General features: G+C 67.7%; 17 protein-coding genes. 8 read left to right on the forward strand and 9 right to left on the reverse strand.

Annotated elements, in window-relative coordinates; translation table 11 throughout:
- Positions 1 to 87 precede the first annotated feature (87 nt).
- On the reverse strand, positions 88 to 1,962 hold the full coding sequence (gene glmS, locus EDC62_RS03925; RefSeq protein WP_124220631.1) for a glutamine--fructose-6-phosphate transaminase (isomerizing): 1,875 nt from the start codon (positions 1,960 to 1,962) through the stop codon (positions 88 to 90).
- Between the two features lie 139 nt (positions 1,963 to 2,101).
- Between glmS and EDC62_RS03930 the strand changes: the two genes are divergently transcribed.
- Together EDC62_RS03930 and EDC62_RS03935 are read left to right on the forward strand one after the other, a co-directional pair.
- Positions 2,102 to 2,599, forward strand: coding sequence for an Lrp/AsnC family transcriptional regulator (locus EDC62_RS03930; protein ID WP_124220633.1), 498 nt, complete (start codon positions 2,102 to 2,104; stop codon positions 2,597 to 2,599).
- Between the two features lie 141 nt (positions 2,600 to 2,740).
- On the forward strand, positions 2,741 to 3,388 hold the full coding sequence (locus EDC62_RS03935) for a DUF2726 domain-containing protein (RefSeq protein ID WP_124220635.1): 648 nt from the start codon (positions 2,741 to 2,743) through the stop codon (positions 3,386 to 3,388).
- A gap of 57 nt (positions 3,389 to 3,445) precedes the next feature.
- Here the strand turns inward: EDC62_RS03935 and glmU are convergent, their stop codons facing one another.
- The 5 genes from glmU to EDC62_RS03960 form a co-directional block, all read right to left on the reverse strand.
- The gene (gene glmU, locus EDC62_RS03940; RefSeq protein ID WP_124220638.1) at positions 3,446 to 4,891 is read right to left on the reverse strand and encodes a bifunctional UDP-N-acetylglucosamine diphosphorylase/glucosamine-1-phosphate N-acetyltransferase GlmU; all 1,446 of its coding nucleotides are present in this window, start codon (positions 4,889 to 4,891) and stop codon (positions 3,446 to 3,448) included.
- Positions 4,892 to 5,058: 167 nt separating this feature from the next.
- Positions 5,059 to 6,051: an MBL fold metallo-hydrolase gene (locus tag EDC62_RS03945; RefSeq protein ID WP_124220640.1), complete on the reverse strand. Its 993-nt coding sequence runs from the start codon at positions 6,049 to 6,051 to the stop codon at positions 5,059 to 5,061.
- 76 nt (positions 6,052 to 6,127) lie between these two features.
- Positions 6,128 to 6,751, reverse strand: a complete 624-nt coding sequence (locus EDC62_RS03950) for a TetR/AcrR family transcriptional regulator (protein ID WP_124220642.1) — start codon at positions 6,749 to 6,751, stop codon at positions 6,128 to 6,130.
- A 76-nt stretch (positions 6,752 to 6,827) separates the two neighbouring features.
- The gene (ppk2, locus tag EDC62_RS03955; RefSeq protein WP_124220644.1) at positions 6,828 to 8,039 is read right to left on the reverse strand and encodes a polyphosphate kinase 2; all 1,212 of its coding nucleotides are present in this window, start codon (positions 8,037 to 8,039) and stop codon (positions 6,828 to 6,830) included.
- A 147-nt stretch (positions 8,040 to 8,186) separates the two neighbouring features.
- Complete coding sequence (locus tag EDC62_RS03960) at positions 8,187 to 8,786, reverse strand: 5-formyltetrahydrofolate cyclo-ligase (protein ID WP_124220646.1); 600 nt, start codon at positions 8,784 to 8,786, stop codon at positions 8,187 to 8,189.
- Between the two features lie 94 nt (positions 8,787 to 8,880).
- Between EDC62_RS03960 and EDC62_RS03965 the strand changes: the two genes are divergently transcribed.
- The gene (locus EDC62_RS03965; protein WP_425469946.1) at positions 8,881 to 10,935 is read left to right on the forward strand and encodes a lytic transglycosylase domain-containing protein; all 2,055 of its coding nucleotides are present in this window, start codon (positions 8,881 to 8,883) and stop codon (positions 10,933 to 10,935) included.
- A gap of 40 nt (positions 10,936 to 10,975) precedes the next feature.
- Here the strand turns inward: EDC62_RS03965 and EDC62_RS03970 are convergent, their stop codons facing one another.
- Together EDC62_RS03970 and EDC62_RS03975 are read right to left on the reverse strand one after the other, a co-directional pair.
- Entirely contained in the window at positions 10,976 to 12,094 is a 1,119-nt protein-coding gene (locus EDC62_RS03970) for a M14 family metallopeptidase (RefSeq protein WP_124220650.1), read from the reverse strand.
- A complete protein-coding gene (locus EDC62_RS03975; RefSeq protein WP_124220653.1) occupies positions 12,091 to 13,293 on the reverse strand; it encodes a M20 aminoacylase family protein in 1,203 nt (400 codons plus the stop codon). The genes EDC62_RS03970 and EDC62_RS03975 overlap by 4 nt, the downstream gene beginning before the upstream one ends.
- Before the next feature lie 141 nt (positions 13,294 to 13,434).
- On the opposite strand from EDC62_RS03975, the gene EDC62_RS03980 reads away from it, so the two are divergent.
- From EDC62_RS03980 to EDC62_RS03995, 4 genes are read left to right on the forward strand one after another with little or no spacing between them, the layout of a single operon-like run.
- Positions 13,435 to 15,531 (forward strand): molybdopterin-containing oxidoreductase family protein, encoded by a 2,097-nt coding sequence (locus EDC62_RS03980; protein WP_124220655.1) that lies wholly within the window; start codon positions 13,435 to 13,437, stop codon positions 15,529 to 15,531.
- Positions 15,522 to 16,688: an aminopeptidase gene (locus EDC62_RS03985; RefSeq protein ID WP_124220657.1), complete on the forward strand. Its 1,167-nt coding sequence runs from the start codon at positions 15,522 to 15,524 to the stop codon at positions 16,686 to 16,688. Before EDC62_RS03980 ends, EDC62_RS03985 begins: the two co-directional genes overlap by 10 nt.
- 4 nt (positions 16,689 to 16,692) lie before the next feature.
- Complete coding sequence (locus EDC62_RS03990) at positions 16,693 to 17,064, forward strand: polyhydroxyalkanoic acid system family protein (protein ID WP_124220659.1); 372 nt, start codon at positions 16,693 to 16,695, stop codon at positions 17,062 to 17,064.
- A gap of 44 nt (positions 17,065 to 17,108) precedes the next feature.
- A complete protein-coding gene (locus EDC62_RS03995) occupies positions 17,109 to 18,350 on the forward strand; it encodes a CaiB/BaiF CoA transferase family protein (RefSeq protein ID WP_124220661.1) in 1,242 nt (413 codons plus the stop codon).
- A 193-nt stretch (positions 18,351 to 18,543) separates the two neighbouring features.
- Here the strand turns inward: EDC62_RS03995 and EDC62_RS04000 are convergent, their stop codons facing one another.
- On the reverse strand, positions 18,544 to 18,801 hold the full coding sequence (locus tag EDC62_RS04000; protein ID WP_124220663.1) for an acyl-CoA-binding protein: 258 nt from the start codon (positions 18,799 to 18,801) through the stop codon (positions 18,544 to 18,546).
- A 401-nt stretch (positions 18,802 to 19,202) separates the two neighbouring features.
- Here EDC62_RS04000 and EDC62_RS04005 point away from each other — a divergent pair, with 401 nt between their 5' ends.
- Positions 19,203 to 20,639: a wax ester/triacylglycerol synthase family O-acyltransferase gene (locus EDC62_RS04005; protein ID WP_425469947.1), complete on the forward strand. Its 1,437-nt coding sequence runs from the start codon at positions 19,203 to 19,205 to the stop codon at positions 20,637 to 20,639.
- Positions 20,640 to 20,760 lie beyond the last annotated feature (121 nt).

Below are 20,760 nucleotides of genomic sequence, written 5' to 3' on the forward strand. Positions count from 1 at the left end.
GGCTCATAGGCTCACGCCACGGTCACGCTCTTGGCCTCACAGGCTTGTGGCTGCGGCACGGCGCTGCGCGCCGTGCGAGCCCCACGGTCATTCGACCGTGACGCTCTTGGCCAGGTTGCGCGGCTTATCGACATCCGTGCCGCGCGCGCAAGCGGTGTGGTAGGCGAGCAGTTGCAGCGGCACGACGTGCAGGATGGGCGAAAGGGCACCGTAGTGCTCGGGCATGCGGATGACGTGTACGCCTTCGCTGCTTTCGATGCGGGTGTCGGCGTCGGCCAGCACGTAGAGCACGCCGCCGCGGGCGCGCACTTCCTGCAGGTTGCTTTTGAGCTTTTCCAGCAGTGCGTCGTTGGGCGCGACGGCCACCACGGGCATGGCAGAGGTGACCAGCGCCAGCGGGCCGTGCTTGAGTTCGCCGGCAGGGTAGGCCTCGGCGTGGATGTAGCTGATTTCTTTGAGCTTGAGAGCGCCCTCGAGCGCTACCGGGTAATGCACGCCGCGGCCGAGGAACAAGGCATGTTCTTTGGGCACGAAGTCCTCGGACCAGGCGATGACCTGCGGCTCGAGCGCCAGCACCGACTGCAGCGCCAGCGGAAGGTGGCGCATCGCGACGAGATGCGCGCGCTCCTGCTCGGCACTGAGGCGGCCGTTGATTTTGGCCAGCACGAGCGTGAGCAAAAACAGCGCCGCCAGCTGGGTGGTGAAGGCTTTGGTCGAAGCCACGCCGACTTCCACGCCCGCGCGGGTGATGTAGGCAAGCGCGCACTCGCGCACCATGGCGGAGGTGGCGACGTTGCAGATGGTGAGGGTGTGGGTCATGCCCAGCGCCTGGGCATGACGCTGCGCAGCCAGCGTGTCGGCGGTTTCGCCGCTTTGGCTGACGACCACCACGAGCGTTTTGGGGTTCGGCACCGATTCCCGATAGCGATATTCGCTGGCGACCTCGACCTCGCACGGCACGCGCGCGATCGCTTCGAGCCAGTATTTCGCGACGCAGCCGCTGTAGTAGCTCGTCCCGCACGCGAGGATGAGCACGCGCTCGATCTGCGGCAACAGCACCGGCGCCTGCGGCCCAAACAGTTCGGGCGTGATTCCGGTGACGCCCTCGAGCGTATCGGCGAGTGCGCGCGGCTGCTCGAAGATTTCCTTTTGCATGTAATGCCGGTAGCCCCCGAGCTCAGCCGCACCGCTGTGCGCCTGTACGGTCTTGACGCTGCGCTCGGCAAAGGAACCCTCCCGGTCATAGACCCGCCAGCGGCCCAGTTGGATGTCGACGAGGTCACCTTCTTCGAGGTAGACGATTTTGTCGGTCACCCCGGCCAGCGCCATCGCGTCGCTGGCGATGAAATGCTCGCCCGCCTCGCGGCCCACACCCAGGATCAGCGGCGAGCCCGAGCGCGCGCCGACCAGACGATGTGGCTCGTCCCGGTGCAGCACCGCGATGGCGTAGGCCCCGCGAAGTTGTCCGACGGCCGCTTGCACGGCTTGGAGCAAATCGCCTTCGTACAGGCTGTCGACGAGGTGCGCGATGACCTCGGTATCGGTCTGGCTGCGAAACCGGTAACCGCGTGCCTCGAGCTGCGCCCGCAGCGCTTCGTGGTTTTCGATGATGCCGTTGTGCACGAGCGCGACCCGCGCGCTGCCCTCAGCCTCGGGTGCGCCCGGGCCGAAGCTGAAATGCGGATGCGCGTTGTCTTCGGACGGAGCGCCATGCGTCGCCCAGCGGGTATGGGCAATGCCGGTCCCCGCCGCGATGCCCTCCACCTGCACTTGGTGCTGCAGTTCGGCGACGCGGTGCGTGCTGCGCGCGCGCCGCAGGCCGCCACCCGGTCTCGCGCCCAGACTGGCCTCATGGACCGCGAGGCCGCAGGAGTCATAACCGCGGTATTCGAGGCGCTGCAAGCCCAAGATCAGAACGGGAACGATGTCGCGGCTCGAAACCGCACCGACGATGCCACACATAGAGTTGTCCTCGTTTTGAAAATCGATGCGGCGACTGTATCCGCGACAATGGGAAATTAGGTATCAAATACGTCACGAAAACGAAGCTTTCTTGCATCTCTTGATTCGTTCGAAAGTTTCTTTCTTTTGAGATTTGAATATGAACGATTTGATCCTCGATGAAATCGACCGGCGGCTGCTCGACGCCCTGCAGCAAGACGCGTCCTTGAGCAACCAGGCGCTGGCCGAAGCGGTGTGCGTTTCGCCTGCGACCTGCCTGCGGCGCGTTCGGCGGCTGCGCGCCGCAGGGCTCATCGAGCGCATCATCGCGATCGTCGACCCCATCCGGCTGGCCTCGGCCCTGGGGCATGGCCTGACGGCCATCGTCGAAATCAACCTCGAGCGGCAGGATGCACAAACGCTCGAGCGCTTCGAGCAAAGTCTGGTGGCGGAGGAAGCGGTCCAACAATGCTGGCGCGTCTCACCGGGGCCGGACTTCGTGGCGGTGATCCACATCCCCGACATGCCGGCCTACCACGCGCTCGCGCAGCGCCGGTTTACCGCCGACGCAGCCGTACGGCATGTGCGAGCCTTCTTCGCCGTGCACTGCGCGAAGTTCCATCCGCGGCTTCCGGTTGTGGCCGACCGCGCGAAATAGTGCCACCTTCCGCAGCCCCGGTACGCCCGCGACGGTTCCCAGGTCAGAACGAAAGCGTCACAATGAAAACCCTGTGTGGAGGTATGTCCTGCCTCTTTTCCCCGGTTCGCGTGGCCCCGCAGCGCGCGTGAAAGTCTGCCCATGAACCTCGACCCCAACTGGATGGCACTTGCTGCTGCCGGCACCGCCATACTGGCGCTGGCGCTCGTGCTCTTGCGGGGGAGATCCAAGCGTGCGCGGCGCAAAGCCTATCCCTACGCGCCGGCCGTGGCCGTGCGACCCGCAGAGGCTCAAATCGTGCAGCATCTGCTCGCCGCGTTCCCTGAATGCGTCGTCTTGGTGCACGCGCCGCTGGAGCGGCTGGTCACACCGCGTTCGCCCGAACAACGCGCCGCAGGCCGCGCTGCCCTTGCGGGCATGAGCGTGGATTTCGCGGTTTGCGCCGCCAACGGCAAGGCCATTTTTGCGTTCGATCTGGCTGAGTCGCGCGGCTCGGACCAGGAAGAAAGCGATCGAATCAAGAACCGCGCGCTCAAGTCCGCCGGCATCCGGCTCGTGCGGCTCAAGGGCACGCCCGAGCAATGGCCCGAGGCGGCGGACTTTCGGCTCAAACTCGCCGTCGCCGCCTTGCACCCGGGCGCAGACGCACCGCTCGACGCGGCTGCGTTCGCGCCACGCCATCAGAGCCAGCCCGCGGCGACGGAGCCTGAATCATCCATCATGGGCATGACGGTGCTGCTGTTGGAGCCCGACGAAGCCGAAGCGGCTTGGCGCGCGGCGCGAGAGTAGCCTATGGGCTTCGGCCACCGCTGAACGCCCCCCGCGCGCAGCGAACCGAAAACCGTTTCAGGACTTCTTCTGCGGCCGCTGCCAGTTCGGGATGCTGACCTGACGCCCCCGCGCCACGGTGAGCGCACCGGCGGGCGTGTCTTTCGTCACGACCGAGCCCGCGCCGACCGTGCCGCCCGCGCCGATCACGACCGGCGCCACCAGCACGGAGTTGCTGCCGATGTGCACATCCGCCTCGATGACGGTTCGATGCTTGTTGGCGCCATCGTAGTTCGCGGTGATCGTCCCCGCGCCGTAATTGACCCGCTCGCCCACGCTGGCATCGCCCAGATAGGCGAGATGATTGGCCTTGGCGCCGTCGGCCAGGGTGGAGTTCTTGACCTCGACGAAATTACCGATGTGCACCTCCCGCCCCAGCACCGCCCCGGGGCGCAGCCGCGCAAACGGGCCCACACGGGCACCCGGGCCGACCTGCACGCCGAGGCGCTCGCCGTCGATGTGCGTGAACGGGGCGATGACCGCACCCGACTCGATGCGGGCGTTCGCAATCACGCAGTACGCGCCGATCTGCACGCCGTCACCCAGAACCACCTCGCCCTCGAAGATGCAGCCGACGTCGATGTCGACGTCCGAGCCGCACGCCAAGCGGCCCCGCACATCGAAGCGAGCCGGATCCGCCAGGCGCACGCCTTGAGCCATCAGCGCCTCGGCTGCCCGGCGCTGATAGGCGCGCTCGAGCTCGGCAAGCTGGGCGGGGCTGTTGACGCCCGCGACTTCGAGCGCGTCGCCGCAGCGGTGCGTCACCACCGGCAAACCGTCGGCCACGGCGAACTTCACCACGTCCGTCAGGTAGTACTCGCGCTGCGCGTTGTCGTTGGCGAGTCGAGCCAGCGCCGCCTTGAGCCAGCGCGCCGGCGCAACCAGGATGCCGCTATACACCTCGTGGATGGCACGTTGCTCGGGCGTGGCGTCTTTTTCCTCGACGATCGCGCGCACCGCACCCTCGGGCGAGCGCACGATGCGTCCATAGCCGGTCGGGTCGGGCAACTCGACCGTCAGCAGCGCCAGGCGCTGCTCGCCATCCGGACCGGCCGCCTCGATCAGCTCCAGCAGCGTTTCGGCACGGGTGAGCGGCACGTCACCCGAGAGCACCAGCACGCGCCCGTCGTCGCCCAGCGCCGGCACCGCTTGCTGCACGGCATGACCGGTGCCCAACTGCGGCTCCTGGCGCACGAATTTCAAGGCAATTGGCCCTTCCACCGGTGTCAATCGGGCACAGCTTGCTTCTACTTCAGGAGCGCCATGCCCGGTGACGACCACCGCGGAACGCGCCCCGAGCTGGGCCGCGGTGCTCAGCACATGATGCAGCAAGGGCCGCCCGGCGAGCTTTTGCAACACCTTGGGAATCCGACTCTTCATCCGTGTGCCCTTGCCTGCAGCAAGGATGACGACGTCGAGGGGGAGCGTGGAAGCGGCGGCGCCGTGCGGGGCAGAAGCAGTCATGGGCAAGCAAAAAGGGCAGATGACGCCTCATTATCCCCGCGGCGAACGCATGCAAGGCGGGATCCCAAGGCGAGCGTGAATTCAGCGTGACAGGTGGCCCGGCCGCCCCCAACCGGCGCCCGCCTGGGCGCAACTCAGGCGGTTGGCACGACGGCGGTTTGGGCCCCTCAGCCCTGCAAAGCCTGCCACATTTCTTTGTCGCGCTCGGCGGTCCAGATGCGTGGGTTCTTGATGCCGCTGGCTTCGTCGTAGGCGCGGCTGACGTCGAAGGGCAGGCAGTGTTCGTAGATGAACACATGGCCGAACACCGGATCCATTTTTTTTCGGGCGTGCGCCATGGCGGCCTTGAGATCCATGCCAGCGGCGACAGCCTCTTTGCCGGCCTGGTACAGGGTGGTAACCCATCGACGGGTGTAGTCGAGGGCTTTTTCGACGTTGGCGCGACCTTTCATGGCTTCGCCACGGCCAGGCACCAGGGCTTCGGCGCCGAGCGCGCGCAGCGCATCGAGCGTAGCGGGCCATTCTTCGAGTTGCGCGTCGCCGGTGTAGACGCCGGCCTCGTATTCGACCAGGTCGCCGCTGAACAGCACCTTTTCTTCCTCGACCCAGGCGATGGTGTCGCCGCGGGTGTGGCCGGGGCCGGGATTCCAGATCTGCACCTTCACGCCGCCGAGGTCGATGCTGAGGCGGCCCGGGACCTCGCCGCGCATGGGGTTGCCGCCGCCGATGACGAGCGTCGGCCAAGTCAGTCCAGGGATCTCCTCGGCGCCGCGAAAGAGACGCGGAAAGCGCTCCATCTCGCTCTTCATGTCTTGCGCGCCGCGCTCGACGATGAGCTCATAAGTGCCCTGGCTCGCGATGATGTCGCGGCAGCCCTCAGCAGCAAAGGCGCTGGCACCGAGCACCCGCACCGCGTGGTAGTGCGTCAGCAACAGGTATTGGATCGGCTTGTCGCTGACGGTGCGAATCTGGCGGATCAGGTCACGCGCCATCGCCGGCGTGGCAGTGGCGTCGCTGACCAGAATAGCGCGCTCACCGATGATGACGCCTGAGTTCGGGTCGCCCTCGGCGGTGTAGGCCCAGCAATGTTCGCTCAGGCGTTCGAAGGTGATCTTCTTGTCTTGCAGGTCGCCTTGGCTGGCGAAGGCTTTGGTGGTCATGGGGGCTCCGGTGCGATGAATACGTCCAAACGGTTTCACTAATCGTAAAGCATTTCGCATCGGTAAATCACGACGCCTAGGCCATCCCCCGCTCCAGCAACGCAATCACCTCCTCGGCGAAGTCGGCGTAGCTCATCGGTCCACCGGGCCGCAGCCAGGTAAAAGTCCAGTTGATCATGCCGAACAGCATCATGGTGCGAGCCGCCTCGTTGCGCTCGTCGAGTGCCTGCGGGTAGGCCCGCCGTAACGCGCGCGTGACGGCGGCGACGATGTCGCGCTGCCGGTTGAGGATGAGCTCGCGCGGCGAGACGCCACCCAGCGCCTCATCGGGCGCGTCGCTGAGGAACTTCACGTCGTTGAGCAGCGCCACATGCCGCGTGGCCGAGTGTTCGTACTCGGCGAGGAAGCTTCGGATCAGTTCGTGCAGCGCCGCGCGGTCGTCCAAGCGCCGCCGCTGCGCCGCCGCCTCGACCTGGGCCACGAGCAACAGCAGCCGCTGCGTGTACCGGTCGAGCAGGTCGAACAGCAGCGCGTCTTTCGCCGTGTAGTAGTGGTAGAGCCGCGCCTTGCTCGTGCCGCAGGCGGCGGCAATGTCGTTCATGCTCGCCGCGGGGTAACTGCGCTCGGCGAAGCAGCGCGCCGCGGCATCGAGGATTTCGTCGCGTTTGAGTTCATGGGTCGCGGATTTGGGTCGGGCCATGGTCGCGATTATGGTTCCCGCCCGAATGCTCGCCGTGTTCGCCAGGCGCACCGCGGCGTGGCGGCCCAGCGACCGCTCAAATCAGCGCGCCGGGCTTCTCGCCCCGCTCGTAGACCACATGCGCGCGGCCGACGATCAGCGGGTCGAGCTTGCCGATGCGCTCGACGTCCTTGTTCGCATACGGCAGCTTGTGCAGCACGTAGCGCATGGCGTTGAGGCGCGCGCGCTTCTTGCAGTCGCTCTTGACCACCGTCCAGGGCGCATCGGCGGTGTCGGTCTCGAAAAACATCGCTTCCTTGGCACGGGTGTAGTCGTCCCATTTGTCGAGGCTGGCCATGTCGATGGGGCTGAGCTTCCACTGCTTGAGCGGGTGGTTTTGCCGCTCCTTGAAGCGACGGCGCTGCTCGGCCTGGCTGACCGAGAACCAGAACTTGATGAGGTGGGTGCCGCTGCGCACCAGGTTGCGCTCGAACTCGGGCGTCTGGCGCATGAACTCGTTGTATTCCTCGGGCGTGCAAAAGCCCATCACCCGCTCGACGCCCGCGCGGTTGTACCAACTGCGGTCGAACAGCACGATCTCACCCGCTGTGGGCAGGTGCTGCACATAGCGCTGGAAGTACCACTGGCCACGTTCGATCTCGCTGGGCTTTTCCAGCGCCACCACGCGCGCGCCGCGGGGGTTGAGGTGCTCCATGAAGCGCTTGATGGTGCCTCCCTTGCCGGCTGCGTCACGGCCTTCGAAGAGGATGACCACGCGCTGCCCCGTCTCCTTGACCCAGGCTTGGAGCTTGAGCAGTTCGACCTGCAGGCGGAACTTCTCCTTCTCGTAGGTCGAGCGCCGCATCAGGTTCTTGTACGGGTAGCCCCCTTCCCGCCAATCCGGGGCGAGTTCGTCGTCGGGGTTGACCAAGGCTTTGGCGAGCTTGCCGCGGCCCTTCGCCGTGCTGCCGTCCTGTCCGAGCAGCATGCGGCGCAGCACGGTTGCATCGTCGGGTGCAGCGCCTTCGAGGATGGCGCGCAAGGCCTGCGCGCGTTCGTCGGGCGAGCCCGGGGCGCCGGGCTCGAGCAAAGATTTCACCGCCTCGATGGTCTTGTCCTGCGCGGCTTCGGTCGCTTCGCGGGCCACATAAGCTTCGAGGCTACGGCCGTGGACCGGCGACACGTCGCCACGCGAAGTGGGACGGGGCACATCGGCGGCGCGGCCCGGCTTCACCGCACGGGCGCGGCGGCTGCGTTCGGCGGGGCGGTCAACGGATGCGGCGGTGGGCGATGCGGGCTTCTCGGCCATGGGGATCCTCCTTGGACAGTGCAAAAGCTTTCACTGTGCGCCGCTGCCTGGGCCGATCGATTGATGCAAATCAAGCGCTGTCATGAGGCGGTCACAAGCCGGGCATGGCTGGGAATTTGCTCGCCCTTCAGCCACGGGCGAGGCCGCTCAAACCGGCCAGACGACGCCGTGGTCGTTGAGGATGGCGTCGAGCGGCACGTCGTGCGGCTCGGGTTCGAGGTCTTCGACGAAACCGGTCGCAAATCCGAGGCCGACGGTGAACGGCTTGGGCTCCAAGGTGGCGAGCGTGCGGTCATAAAAGCCGCCGCCGTAGCCCAGCCGGTAACCACCGGGCCCATAGCCCACGCAGGGCACGAACAGCAGCGTGGGCACGACCACCTCCGTGTCCTTGGGCTTGGGAATGCCGTAGGCGTCTTCCTCCATCGGACAACCCGGGTACCAAGCGTGGAAGGTCAGCGTCTTGTGCTGCTTGTTCACGACCGGCAAGCCGATGCGACGCCGCTGCGGCTCATCGAGCAGCTCGCCGTCTTCCTTCCAGCGGTGCAGCGCCGGCAGGGGGTCGAACTCGCCCTTGATCGGCCAGTACGCGCCGATGACCGTATCGGGCCGGTCGACGAGCCAGATACGCAGCACCCGCTGCAAGGCCTCGGCACGTTCGAGCCGGTCGGGCAGGGCCTGACGCTCGGCGATGAGCCGTTGCCGCAGGGCTTTTTTCTCGGCGGCGAGATCGCGCTTCAAACTGTCCATAATGCTCCGCATGCGTTGGCCGAACATTCTGACATTGTCCCAGTCTCCTGCTTCCACACCCCCCGCCGCCCGCTGGCGCTGCACTCTTTGGGCGATGTGGCTGCTGCTCGGCGCGCTGCTCCAGCTTCCGCTGCCCGCCCAGGCTCAAACGCCCAACGGCGACGAGGTCTTGCTGCAAATGCAGCAGGCGTTTCGTAAGGGGGACAGCCATCGGCTGAGCGCCTTGTTGCCCCAGGCGCGGGGCCATGTGCTCGAGCCCTGGGCGGCGTATTGGGAACTCAAAGCGCGGCTTGAGACGGCCACGCCGCAGGAGGTGCAGGCCTTTTTCGAACGCTATGCCGGCACCTACCAGGAAGACCGGCTGCGCAACGACTGGCTGCTGCTGCTCGGCCAGCGCCGCGACTGGGACGCCTTCGCCGCCGAACTGCCGCATTACCGCATGAAGGACGACCGCGAGGTGCGCTGTTACGCCCTCGTCGTGGACCATCTGCGCACCGGCGCCGATGTTGCCGACGAGGTGCGCCGCCTGTGGTATGCCCAACGGGATGCGGACGATGGCTGCACCCTGGCTGCCGACCGGCTCTACGCCGCGGGACGACTCAAGCCGCTGGACATCTGGCGCAAGGCGCGCCTGGCGATCGAGGCCAACCGTCCGAGGGCCGCACGCGCCGCGATCGAAATCGCCGCCCCAGAAGTCGCGAGCCAAGTCAGCGACCTCATGGCCGAGCCGGCGCGTTACCTCGACAAGCACCGATGGACCGTGGGCCGCAAGCGGCGCGAGCTGGCTCTCCTGGCGCTGATCCGCCTGGCCACGAACGACCCGGCGCTTGCGGCGCGCAAACTCGAAGCGGGTTGGCTCGGGGTGTTGACGCTCGAAGAACAAAACTGGGCCTGGGGAGCCATCGGTCGTCAGGCCGCGCTGCGGCTGCAGGACGAAGCCAGCGAGCATTTCGCGCGTGTCAGCCGCCTCGCCGACCTCAACGACGACACGCTCGGCTTTGCGGCCCGCGCCGCCCTGCGCCAAGGTCAATGGCCGGCCGTGCGTCGCGCCATCGAGGCCATGAGCCCCGCGGCGCAGGCGGAGCCGGTCTGGACGTATTGGCTCGCACGCGCGCTGCTGGCGGAAATTCCACCCGACGAGCGTGCGCGCTTTGCCGCCGAGGATGCCCGAGCCGCAGCGAGCGCCCCCACCCGCAAAGCCCCCGCGGAGATCTACGCCGTGCGCCGGCACCATGCCGAGTGGCGCCGCGCGCAGCAGGCGCTGACCTCGATCGCGTCGCCCCGGGGCTTCTATGAAATGCTCGCACTCGAAGACTTGGGGCAGCGCCTGGTGGTTCCCCCCAAACCCGCGCCGCTGACCGCCGAAGAAAAGGCACAGGCCCGCGCCGAGCCCGGCTTGCAGCGGGCGCTGGCGGCCATCGCCCTCGGGCTGCGCAGCGAGGGCGTGCGTGAATGGAACTACACCACGAACCTGCATCAGAACGGCGGCATGAGCGACCGCGCGCTGCTGGCAGCGGCCGATCTGGCCTGCGAGCGATCCGTCTGGGACCGCTGCATCAACACCAGCGAGCGCACGCGCGAGCTGATCGACTTCGAACAGCGCTTTCCCATGCCACACCGCGACGCGGTGCTCCAGCGCAGCCAGGCGATTGGCCTCGACCCCGCGTTTGTCTACGGCCTGATCCGGCAGGAAAGCCGCTTCATCACCGACGCACGCTCGGGCGTGGGCGCCTCGGGGCTGATGCAGGTCATGCCCGCGACCGCGCGCTGGACAGCCAAGAAGATCGGGCTCAACGGCTTCACGGTGGATCGGCTCAACGACCGCGACACCAACATCGCCATCGGCACGGCCTATCTGAAGCTTTTGCTCGACGCCTTCGACGGCTCGATGCCGCTGGCCACAGCCGCCTACAACGCCGGGCCGGGACGTCCGCGCGCCTGGCGCAACGGCCCCGTGCTCGAAGCCGCGATCTGGGCCGAGAACATTCCGTTCAACGAAACCCGGGACTATGTGAAAAAGGTGCTCGCCAACACCACGAGTTACGCCGCGCTCATCACCGGCGAGCCGCAATCGCTGCGCCGCCGGCTCGGCCTCGTCGGGCCACGCCCCGCTGGGTTGGAGCCGCCCGAGAACCGCGACTTACCCTGAACCAACCCCTGGCGATGTCCCCCGTGCGCAAGGGGCCGGTTCAGCGTTGCTCGTGCGCGAGGCCGTCGAGCGCCTGGAACAGCGCCTGACGCGCCTGGCTCACGACCTGAGCCTTCCACTCGGGTGTTTCGGTGTAGAAGGCTGCGCGCATGCGCCGGCGGATGGCCACCGCGGTGGTCGCGTCCGCCTCGGGGTGCTGGTGCAGCCACTGCTCGGCGCGCAAGGCCTCGGTCACCTCCTCGATCGGCTCGGTGCCGTACTCGAGGGCGATGCCGGTGTATTCGGCCTGAGGGCACTCTTCGTAAGCGGCGTTCCACATCAAGCCGGTCAGCAAGGCCGAAGACGACGAACCGTCGTAGATGGAGGTCACCGCCGGTCCCCACCACCGACGGGCGCGCGCGATGGCGCTTGGATCGTTGCGGCCCGCAAAAATCCGCTCCCCGATGCCCTGGGGACCCAGGCCGGTGTGCAGGTCGATCCAGGCCAGGCGCTGTGCCCCGCGCCCCCAACGTCGCAGCACGCTGCGCAGGGTGACATGGCTCCAGGTGGGCGCATGACCCCCGAAAAACAGTCCGTCGGGGAATTCATATTGACCCCGTGTCACCGCGGCCTGGTAAGCCGCGCCACCGTGGGTGCGTATCCATTGCTGCAGGCCGGCCTCGTGGGCGGCATCGGGTGGCCAGTGTTCGGGCAGCAGCCAGGGGTGCAAGGAACGGTATTCGGGGTTGTCGGGCAATGGCTGGGCGAAATCCTGAAAGTTGCGGTTCAGGTCGACGTTTTCATGCGTCACCCGGCGACCGAAGGAAAAGCCATAGGGGTTGAGCGCGTGCAGGAACAGAACCGAGACGCCCGCAGCCTGCGCGGCCTCGAGCCAGGCTGCATCGTGCAGGGCAAACACCTGCACGCCCGAACCACAGTAACCCTCGATGCCGTGGCAGGCACTGCTGACGATCAGCAGGCGCTCGGGGCGCTCGGCGGCCGCGCCGGGGTCGCTGACGGCCGGTGCATAGGCGACGTCGAGCGCCAGATCCTCACCCTCGATGCCGCGCAAGGGGTGAGCGAAAGATGCCAAGTGCAGCCCGGCAGCGGCGGCCGCCTCGAGAAAGCGCCGACGCGCGCCGCCGTAGCTGGTGGAAAAGGCCTGGGTAAGGTCGATCATCGGACCTGCGCGAGCCAGCGTTCGGCCAGCTGAACCCAATAGGTCGCGCCGAGCGGGATCAGTTCGTCGTTGAAGTCGTAACTGGGGTTGTGCAGGGTGCAGGGACCGGCACCGTGGCCGGCTTCGCGGTGGCTGCCTTCGCCGTTTCCGATGAAGCAATAGGCGCCGGGCTTGACCTGGAGCATGTAGGCGAAATCCTCGGCCCCCATCGTCGGTTCCTGGTCGAGAACGGCTTCGGCACCGACGATGTCGGCCATCACGGCGCGGGCAAATTCCGCTTCTGCCGCGGAATTGACGGTGGGCGGGTAGTTGCGCACGAATTCGAAGTCGCAACTCATCCCGAACGCGGCCGCCGTGTGCTCGGCAATCTCGCGCATCCGGCGCTCGATGAGGTCGAGCACGTCGACGCTGAAGGTGCGCACGGTGCCTTGCAATTCGCAGGACTCAGGCACGACGTTGGTCGCCTCGCCGGCATGGATCATGGTCACGCTCAGCACCGCGGCGTCGATGGGTTTCTTGTTGCGGCTGATGATGGTTTGGAAGGCCTGCACCATCTGGCAGGCGACCGGCACCGGGTCGAGCCCCAGATGCGGCAGCGCCGCGTGACAGCCCTTGCCGCGCAGCGTGATCTTGAACTCATTGCTCGAAGCCATCACCGGTCCTGGGCTGACGGCGAAGCTGCCCACCGGGAAGCCCGGCCAGTTGTGCATGCCGAACACCGCTTCCATGGGGAAGCGTTCGAACAGGCCGTCGCGGATCATTTCGCGGGCGCCGCCGCCGCCCTCTTCCGCGGGCTGGAAGATCAGGTAGACCGTGCCGTCGAAGTCCCGCTGGCGCGACCAATGCCGCGCCGCGGCGAGCAGCATCGCCACATGGCCGTCGTGGCCGCAGGCGTGCATCTTGCCCGCATGGCGGCTGGCGTGCGCGAAGTGGTTGTGCTCTTGGATCGGCAGCGCGTCCATATCCGCGCGCAGGCCGACGGCGCGACCGCAGGCGCCACCATCCCGGCCGTGGACGATGCCGACGACCCCTGTTTTGCCGAGCCCGCGGTGGATGGGGATGCCCCATTCCGTGAGGCGCGCGGCGACGATGTCGGAGGTTCGAGCCTCTTCGAAGCACAGCTCGGGGTGCGCGTGCAGGTCCCGGCGGATTTCGGCGATGGCCGCCGCGTCGGCGAGTAGGGTGTCGATCAGCTTCATGGTCCGGACAGTCTAGCCCGATCGTTCGAGCTCTGCCACGGGGCTTGCCCGGACCGTGCCCCCGCCCCCCGCTTCGTGGTTCAATCTACGTCCGATCATCCCCACTGGGGATCGGGGTTTTTCCCTCCAGAGCCAGAACCGATGAATTCCGTCACCGCATCTCCGTCCGTCGGCCACACCGTGCGCGGCGCCTGCCCGCACGACTGCCCCGACACTTGCGCCCTCCTCACGACCGTCGAAAACGGCGTCGCCGTGCGCGTGCAGGGCAATCCCGAGCATCCGGCCACGGCCGGCGTGCTGTGCACCAAGGTCGCCCGCTACCCTGAGCGCACCTATCACCCGGATCGCGTGCTGCAGCCGCTCAAGCGCAGCGGCCCCAAAGGCAGCGGCCAGTTCACGCCGGTGTCTTGGGACGAAGCGCTCGACACCATCGCCGCGCGCCTGGGGGCGATTGCCGCGCGCAACCCCGAGGCGGTGCTGCCCTACAGCTACGCGGGCACCATGGGTTTGGTGCAAGGGGAGGCGATGGCGGCGCGCTTCTTTCATCGAATGGGCGCGTCGCTGCTCGACCGCACCATCTGCTCGGCCGCCGGGGGCGAAGCGCTGCTCTACACGATCGGCGCCAAGCTGGGCATGCGGGTGGAGTTCTTCGCCGAATCCCGACTCATCCTGATCTGGGGCAGCAACTCGATCACCAGCAACCTGCACTTCTGGCGGCATGCGCAGGAGGCCAAGCGCCGCGGCGCGCGCCTGGTGTGCATCGACCCGCGGCGTACCGAGACGGCCGAGAAATGCCACGAGCACCTGCAACTGCTGCCGGGCACGGACGCCGCGCTGGCGCTCGCACTGATGCACGAGCTGATCACCCACGATTGGATCGATCGGGACTACATCGAGCGCCACACCCTCGGCTTCGAGGCGCTCGCGGCGCGGGCGCTGCAATGGCCGCCCGAGCGCGCGGCCGAGGTCTGCGGGCTGCCGGTGGCACAGATTCGCGCGCTCGCGCAGGCCTGGGGCACGACGCAACCGGCGGCCATTCGCCTCAACTACGGCATGCAGCGGGTGCGCGGCGGCGGCAACGCGGTGCGGGCCATCGCCTGCCTGCCGGCGCTGACCGGCGCCTGGCGGCACCGCGCGGGTGGGCTGCTGTTGTCGAGCTCGGGCGCGTTTCCGATCGACCGCGCCGCGCTGCATCGGCCGGATCTGCTGGGCACGCGGCGGCCGCGCACGATCAATATGTCGACCATCGGCGACGATTTGCTGCGCGTAGCCTCGAGCGGCTTTGGGCCGAAGATCGAAGCGCTCGTCGTCTACAACAGCAACCCAGTGGCGGTGGCGCCCGAATCGGCCAAGGTGGTGCAGGGATTTGCGCGCGAGGACCTGTTCACCGTGGTGCTCGAACACTTCCGCACCGACACGGCGGACCATGCCGACTTCATCCTGCCCGCCACCACGCAGCTCGAGCACTGGGACATCCACACCAGCTACGGTCACACCGACGTGCTGCTCAACCGCCCAGCGATTGCGCCGCTCGGCCAGGCGCGGCCCAACACCGAGATCTTCCGCGCGCTCGCCACGCGCATGGGCTACACCGAGGCCTGCTTCGCCGACGACGACCTGACGCTGTGCCGCACGGCCGTGGGCGCGCGCGTGGACTTCGAGCGGCTGCTGGCGCAGGGCTTTGCGCCGCTGGAGCTGCCCGAAGCGCCGTTTGCCGAGGGGAATTTCCCGACGCCCTCGGGGCGCTGCGAGTTCTGGAGCGAGCGGCTTGCCGCGCAAGGGCTCGATGGCCTGCCCGACCATCTGCCGAACCACGAGGCGTCAGGGAGCGACCCGCGTCATCCGCTGGCGATGATCTCGCCACCGGCGCGCCACTTTCTCAACTCCAGCTTCGTCAACGTCGAGAGCCTGCGTGCGAGCGAGGGTGAACCGCTGCTCGAAATCCACGCCACCGACGCGGCCGCGCGCGGCATTGCCGACGGCGACGAGGTGCGCGTGTACAACGACCGCGGCAGCCACCGCTGCATCGCGCGCATCAGCCCACGGGCGCGCGCGGGCGTGGTCAACGGCCTGGGCGTCTGGTGGCGCAAGTTCGGGCGCGACGGCACGAACGTGAACGAACTCACAAGCCAGCGCTTGACCGACCTCGGCCGCGGCCCGACGTTTTACGACTGTCTGGTCGAAGTCGAGCGCTTCGCCCCTGGCGCCCAGCGTAGCGCCGCCGAGGGATGCGCCTGAGTTTGGGCCACGGCGGTGCGAGCGCCCGCGCGGCGCGCCGCCGCGGGCAGAGGGCGCTCCTGCTGCTGGCGTTTCTACCGGTGCTGGCGGGCTGCAGCAGCCTCGACGGGCTGGGCTACTACGCGCAGGCGGTGCGTGGGCACCTGGGCCTGCTCGCCGAGGCGCGGCCGATCGACGACTGGCTCAGCGACCCCGCCAGCAGGGAGGCCTTGCGTGACCGGCTGCGACTGGCGCAGGCGATGCGCGCCTTCGCGGTCGACGCACTCGCGCTGCCGGACAACGCCTCCTACCACCGCTATGCCGATCTGCGCCGACCGTACGCCGTGTGGAACGTGGTCGCCGCGCCGGCGGATGCGCTCACGCTCAAAACCTGGTGCTTTCCGGTGGCGGGCTGCGTAGGCTACCGGGGTTACTTTGCCGAAGCCGACGCCCGCGCCGAGGCTGCCCTGCTGGCGCGCGAAGGCTGGGAGGTCGACGTCTATGGCGTGCCCGCGTATTCGACGCTCGGTCGGCTCAACTGGATCGGCGGCGACCCCTTGTTGTCGACCTTCGCGCTCGGACACGAGGGCGACCTGGCGCGGCTGATGTTCCACGAGCTCGCGCACCAGGTGCTTTATGTCGAAGGCGACACGGAATTCAACGAGTCCTTCGCCAGCGCGGTCGAGCGCGCGGGCGTGGCGCTGTGGCTCGATCGGCACGGCAACGAGGTCACGCGCGCGAGCTGGGCACGGACCCTGCGCCAGCGCGAGGCGTTTGCCGCGCTCACCCGCGCGACACGGCAGGCCCTGGCGGCTGTTTATGAACAAAATCGGCCAGATGCCGGCGTGAATCGGTCGATGATTGCTATCAAAATGGAAGTCATGGCGCGTTTTCGCGCCGACTACGAAGCGCTCAAACGCGGCTGGCCCGAGCCCGATGCGCGCTGGAACGGCTACGACGCCTGGGTGGCGAAGGCGAATAACGCGAGCTTTGGCGCTTTGGGGGCGTATGACGCGCTGCGGCCCGGCTTCGAGGCGCTGCTGGCGCGCGCGGGTGGCGGCGTCACCCCCGCGCAGTGGCGCTCCTTTTATGATGCGGTGCGCCGCCTCGCCGCGCTGCCGCCCGGTGAGCGGCACGCTGCCCTCGAGGCCTTGGCCGCCACTGCGAAGGAACGCTAGACCCATGTCCACCATCCACATCCACCGCGAACACCACCTCGGCCATGCCGCGGCGCGCAAGCTCGCCCTGCGCTGGGCCGAGGAGGCCGAGCGTGATTTCGGCATGGCCTGCACCTATGAAGAAGGCGACGACGAGGACACGGTGCACTTCCAGCGCACCGGTGCTAGCGGCACGCTCAAAGTGTTGCCGCATGCCTTCGAACTCGAGGCCAAGCTCGGCTTTCTGCTCGGAGCGTTCAAAGACCGCATCGAGGCCGAGATCGTGAAGAACCTCGACGAACTGCTGGCCCATCCGCCGGCGGCGCGCAAAGCCGCTGCCGGTCCGCACGCGGACACCGCCGCCAAGAAGATGGGCGCCGGCAAGAAAGCCGTTTGATCTTCGTTCACTGGGCCTCGCCGCCGAGTCCCCGTCGAATCGCCATGTCCGAAACCTCACCCACCCCCGCAACGCACCCGTCAGCGACGCTGGACGCGCCGCTCGGCCCGCTCGCAGGCCTCAAGGTGCTCGAACTCGGGCAGCTCATCGCCGGCCCGTTCGCGGCCAAGACACTGGCCGACTTCGGCGCCGATGTGGTGAAGATCGAACCCCCCGGCGCGGGCGACCCGCTGCGGCGCTGGCGCTTGCTCAAGGACGGCACCTCGGTCTGGTGGCAGGTGCAGTCGCGCAACAAGCGCTCGCTGGCGCTCGACCTGCGGCAGCCCGAAGCGCAGGACGTGGTGCGCGCACTCGCCCGCGAAGCCGACGTGCTGATCGAAAACTTCCGCCCCGGCGCGATGGAGGGCTGGGGGCTGGGGCCGGATGCGCTCTTGGCGCTGAACCCGCGGCTCGTGATGCTGCGCATCAGCGGCTACGGCCAGAGCGGCCCCTACCGCGACAAGCCAGGCTTTGGCGTGGTGGCCGAGGCCATGGGGGGGCTGCGCCACCTCACCGCCGAGCCGGGTCAGGTGCCGGTGCGCGTGGGTGTATCCATCGGCGACACACTGGCGTCGCTGCACGGCGTCATCGGCGTGCTGATGGCGCTGTATGAGCGCGAGCGCTCGGGCCGCGGCCAGGTCATCGACGTGGCGCTGTACGAGGCGGTGTTCAACTGCATGGAGAGCCTGCTGCCCGAATACAGCGCATTTGGCGTCGTGCGCGAGCCTGCGGGCAGCGCGCTGCCCGGCATCGCGCCGAGCAACGCCTACCGCTGCCGCGACGGCTATGTGCTCGTCGCTGGCAATGGCGACAGCATCTTTCGCCGGCTGATGCACGCGATCGGCCGCGACGACCTGGGTTCAGACCCGGCGCTGGCCGACAACGCGGGCCGCGTGGCGCGCGTGGCCGAAATCGACGCCGCCATCGGCGCCTGGACACTCGAGCGCAGCGTGGCCGAGGTGCTGGCCGCGCTCGACGCCGCCGAGGTTCCGGCCGGGCGCATCTACACGGTGGCCGACATCGCGGCCGACCCGCATTACCGCTCGCGCGGCATGATCGAGCGCATCACCCTGGCCGACGGCAGCGCACTCGAGGTGCCGGGCATCGTGCCCAAGCTCTCCCGCACCCCAGGCGCGCACCGGCGCAATGCGCCCGCGCTCGGGGCGGACACCGACGCGGTGCTGCGCGAGCTGGGTTTGTCGGACGAGCAGATCGCGGAGCTGCGCGCGCGTGGTGTCATCGCCTGAGCGTGTTCCCCGTACGGGGCTGCGGGTGCGATCAGAGGCTGAGAGGGAATTGGGCGTGCCCGAAGGGGCGCCCCAAAACGCGCCCGAGTAGGCGCAAAGCACAGCCGTAGCTCGGGCTACGGCGCGCATTCGCATCGCCCTCGGGCGTGTTTTGGGGCGTCAAAGCGGGCATGACCCATTCCCTCTCAGCCTCTCAGCTCAGTGACTCGATCAGATCGATGTACTGCTGCATCGCGTCCTCGGCCGAGGTGCCCTTGAGCTTGGCCCAGGCATCCCACTTGGCGCGGCCGACCATGTCGCCAAAGCCGGGCTTCTTCTCCTCGTTGTCGCCGACGGTCGCCTGCTTGTAGAGCGCGTAGATCTTGAGCAGCGTCGCGTTGTCGGGGCGCTCGCTGAGGTTCTTGGATTGGGCAACGGCGGCTTCGAAGCGGGCTTTGAGATCGGCTGACATGTTCAAACTCCGGGGTGAATCATGGGGAAACTTCGCGTATGGTATGCGCCCCAGTCAGCCGAAAATAGAGCCGACGACTTAGGGCAACGCCTTAGCCCCCACCCCGGAGCCGCACGATGGTCACCAAAACAAAACACGCAACGCCTGAGGGAGCCCGCCGCACCGGCACGTCACGCCCGCGCCGCGCCCGCAGCCGTGCGCCCGAGGCGCTTGCCCCGGACCCTGCTGTCCCATCCCCGTTGGCGGCGCCCGAGGGTTTGCTCGAGGCGATCGAGGCCGTCCTACCGGCCGCGCAGCAACTCGCGAGCGAAGCCGCCGATGCAGCGGTGCACGTCGCCCGAGCTGCGGCACGCGAAGTCTCACGCACGGCGGGCGGCATGTTGGGTCTGTCGGGCGAACGCATGAGCCGCGTCGATACGGCCTGGCTGCGCATGGACAACCCGCACAACCTGATGGTGATCCTCGGCGTCTGGACGCTGGTGCCCCGCCTGGACTATGAGGCCATCTGTGCACGCATCGCCGAGCGTCTGCTGCAATACCCGCGCTTTCGCCAACGCGTGGTCGAAGACGCCACCGGCGCGACCTGGGTCGACGTGCCCGACCTCGACATCCACAACCATGTGGTGCGCGAACGCTTGCCCCAGGTTCGACGGGGCCAGGAGCAAAAGGCACTGCAGGCCTTCATTTCGAAGCTCGCCACCACCCCACTCGACCGCCGTCGGCCGCTGTGGAAGATGCACGTCATCGAAAACTACCGGGACGAGCATGGCCGCGAGGCCACGGCGCTGGTCGTGCGCATCCACCACTGCATCGCCGACGGCATTGCGCTCATCCATGTGACGATGAGCCTCGTCGACGGTGCACGCCAGCCGCCGAAAAAGCCCAAGGCAGCGGCCCATGAGGCCCCGCCCGCGCTCGAGGAATGGCTCGCCCACACGCTGCTGCGGCCGCTCACCGACTTTGCGGTGCGCGCGCTCGACGCCGCCGGCGACGGTGCCGCGGCATCGCTGCATCTGCTGCGCGACCCGGCGCGGGGCGTCAGCGGCACACTCGATGTGGCGGCCGACGCTGCGCGCATGGGGGTGCAGGTGCTCAACGACGCCGCCGCTCTGGCGCTGATGCCCGACGACGCCAAAACCAGCCTCAAGGGCAAGGCCTCGCGCACCAAGCGGGTCGCCTGGACCGATCCCCTGCCGCTCGATGAGGTCAAAGCGGTCGGAAAAGCCTTCCACGCCTCGATCAACGACGTGCTGCTCACGGCTGTATCGGGCGCCATCGGGACCTACCTGCAAAGCCGCGGCGAAGAGGTGCAGGGCAAGGAAATCCGCGCGATGATCCCGGTCAATCTGCGTCCCCTCGAAGAAGCCTGGAAGCTCGGCAACCGCTTTGGGCTCGTTCCCCTGCTGCTGCCCATCGGGATCGAGAACCCGGTGGAACGGCTCTATGAAGTACGCCGGCGCATGCGCGAACTCAAAGGCAGCACACAACCGCTGCTGGCCTTTGGCTTGCTCGCCGTGGCCGGCCTGCTGCTCAAGCCCGCGCAGGATGCGATGCTCAACCTCTTTGCGCGCAAAACCACCGCGGTGATGACCAACGTGCCCGGACCGCGCGAAAAACTGAAGTTTTGCGGCGCAACGCTCGAACAGACGATGTTCTGGGTTCCGCAATCGGGCGACATCGGCCTGGGGATTTCCATTCTCAGCTACGGCGGTGGCGTGCAATTCGGCGTCATCGGCGATGCCCGCCTGTGCCCGGAGCCTCAAGCCATCATCGACTCCTTCCGCCCCGAATTCGACAAGCTCGCCACCCTCGCGCTGATGCTGCCCTGGGAGGAGTGAGCAAGGGCAACGCTGAATAAGTTCCTGCGATGGCGCGCGCTCGGCCGCGGGATGGGATGCGAGGCGCAAACCGAGGCAATAGCCGCAGCTATGGCGAGGATTTGCTTTCGATGAGACCGCC

The organism is Tibeticola sediminis (genome assembly GCF_003843835.1).
Lineage (GTDB): Bacteria > Pseudomonadota > Gammaproteobacteria > Burkholderiales > Burkholderiaceae_C > Tibeticola > Tibeticola sediminis.

Bases quoted from the DNA above. Each gene is read 5' to 3' on its own strand.
- EDC62_RS03935 (WP_124220635.1), top strand. From the start codon at position 2,741: ATGAACCTCGACCCCAACTGGATGGCACTTGCTGCTGCCGGCACCGCC.
- EDC62_RS04005 (WP_425469947.1), top strand. From the start codon at position 19,203: ATGAGCCGCGTCGATACGGCCTGGCTGCGCATGGACAACCCGCACAAC.
- EDC62_RS03930 (WP_124220633.1), top strand. From the start codon at position 2,102: ATGAACGATTTGATCCTCGATGAAATCGACCGGCGGCTGCTCGACGCC.
- EDC62_RS04000 (WP_124220663.1), bottom strand. From the start codon at position 18,801: ATGTCAGCCGATCTCAAAGCCCGCTTCGAAGCCGCCGTTGCCCAATCC.
- EDC62_RS03975 (WP_124220653.1), bottom strand. From the start codon at position 13,293: ATGAAGCTGATCGACACCCTACTCGCCGACGCGGCGGCCATCGCCGAA.
- glmS (WP_124220631.1), bottom strand. From the start codon at position 1,962: ATGTGTGGCATCGTCGGTGCGGTTTCGAGCCGCGACATCGTTCCCGTT.
- ppk2 (WP_124220644.1), bottom strand. From the start codon at position 8,039: ATGGCCGAGAAGCCCGCATCGCCCACCGCCGCATCCGTTGACCGCCCC.
- EDC62_RS03995 (WP_124220661.1), top strand. From the start codon at position 17,109: ATGTCCGAAACCTCACCCACCCCCGCAACGCACCCGTCAGCGACGCTG.
- EDC62_RS03985 (WP_124220657.1), top strand. From the start codon at position 15,522: ATGCGCCTGAGTTTGGGCCACGGCGGTGCGAGCGCCCGCGCGGCGCGC.
- EDC62_RS03945 (WP_124220640.1), bottom strand. From the start codon at position 6,051: ATGACCACCAAAGCCTTCGCCAGCCAAGGCGACCTGCAAGACAAGAAG.
- EDC62_RS03980 (WP_124220655.1), top strand. From the start codon at position 13,435: ATGAATTCCGTCACCGCATCTCCGTCCGTCGGCCACACCGTGCGCGGC.
- EDC62_RS03965 (WP_425469946.1), top strand. From the start codon at position 8,881: ATGTGGCTGCTGCTCGGCGCGCTGCTCCAGCTTCCGCTGCCCGCCCAG.
- EDC62_RS03990 (WP_124220659.1), top strand. From the start codon at position 16,693: ATGTCCACCATCCACATCCACCGCGAACACCACCTCGGCCATGCCGCG.
- glmU (WP_124220638.1), bottom strand. From the start codon at position 4,891: ATGACTGCTTCTGCCCCGCACGGCGCCGCCGCTTCCACGCTCCCCCTC.
- EDC62_RS03970 (WP_124220650.1), bottom strand. From the start codon at position 12,094: ATGATCGACCTTACCCAGGCCTTTTCCACCAGCTACGGCGGCGCGCGT.
- EDC62_RS03950 (WP_124220642.1), bottom strand. From the start codon at position 6,751: ATGGCCCGACCCAAATCCGCGACCCATGAACTCAAACGCGACGAAATC.
- EDC62_RS03960 (WP_124220646.1), bottom strand. From the start codon at position 8,786: ATGGACAGTTTGAAGCGCGATCTCGCCGCCGAGAAAAAAGCCCTGCGG.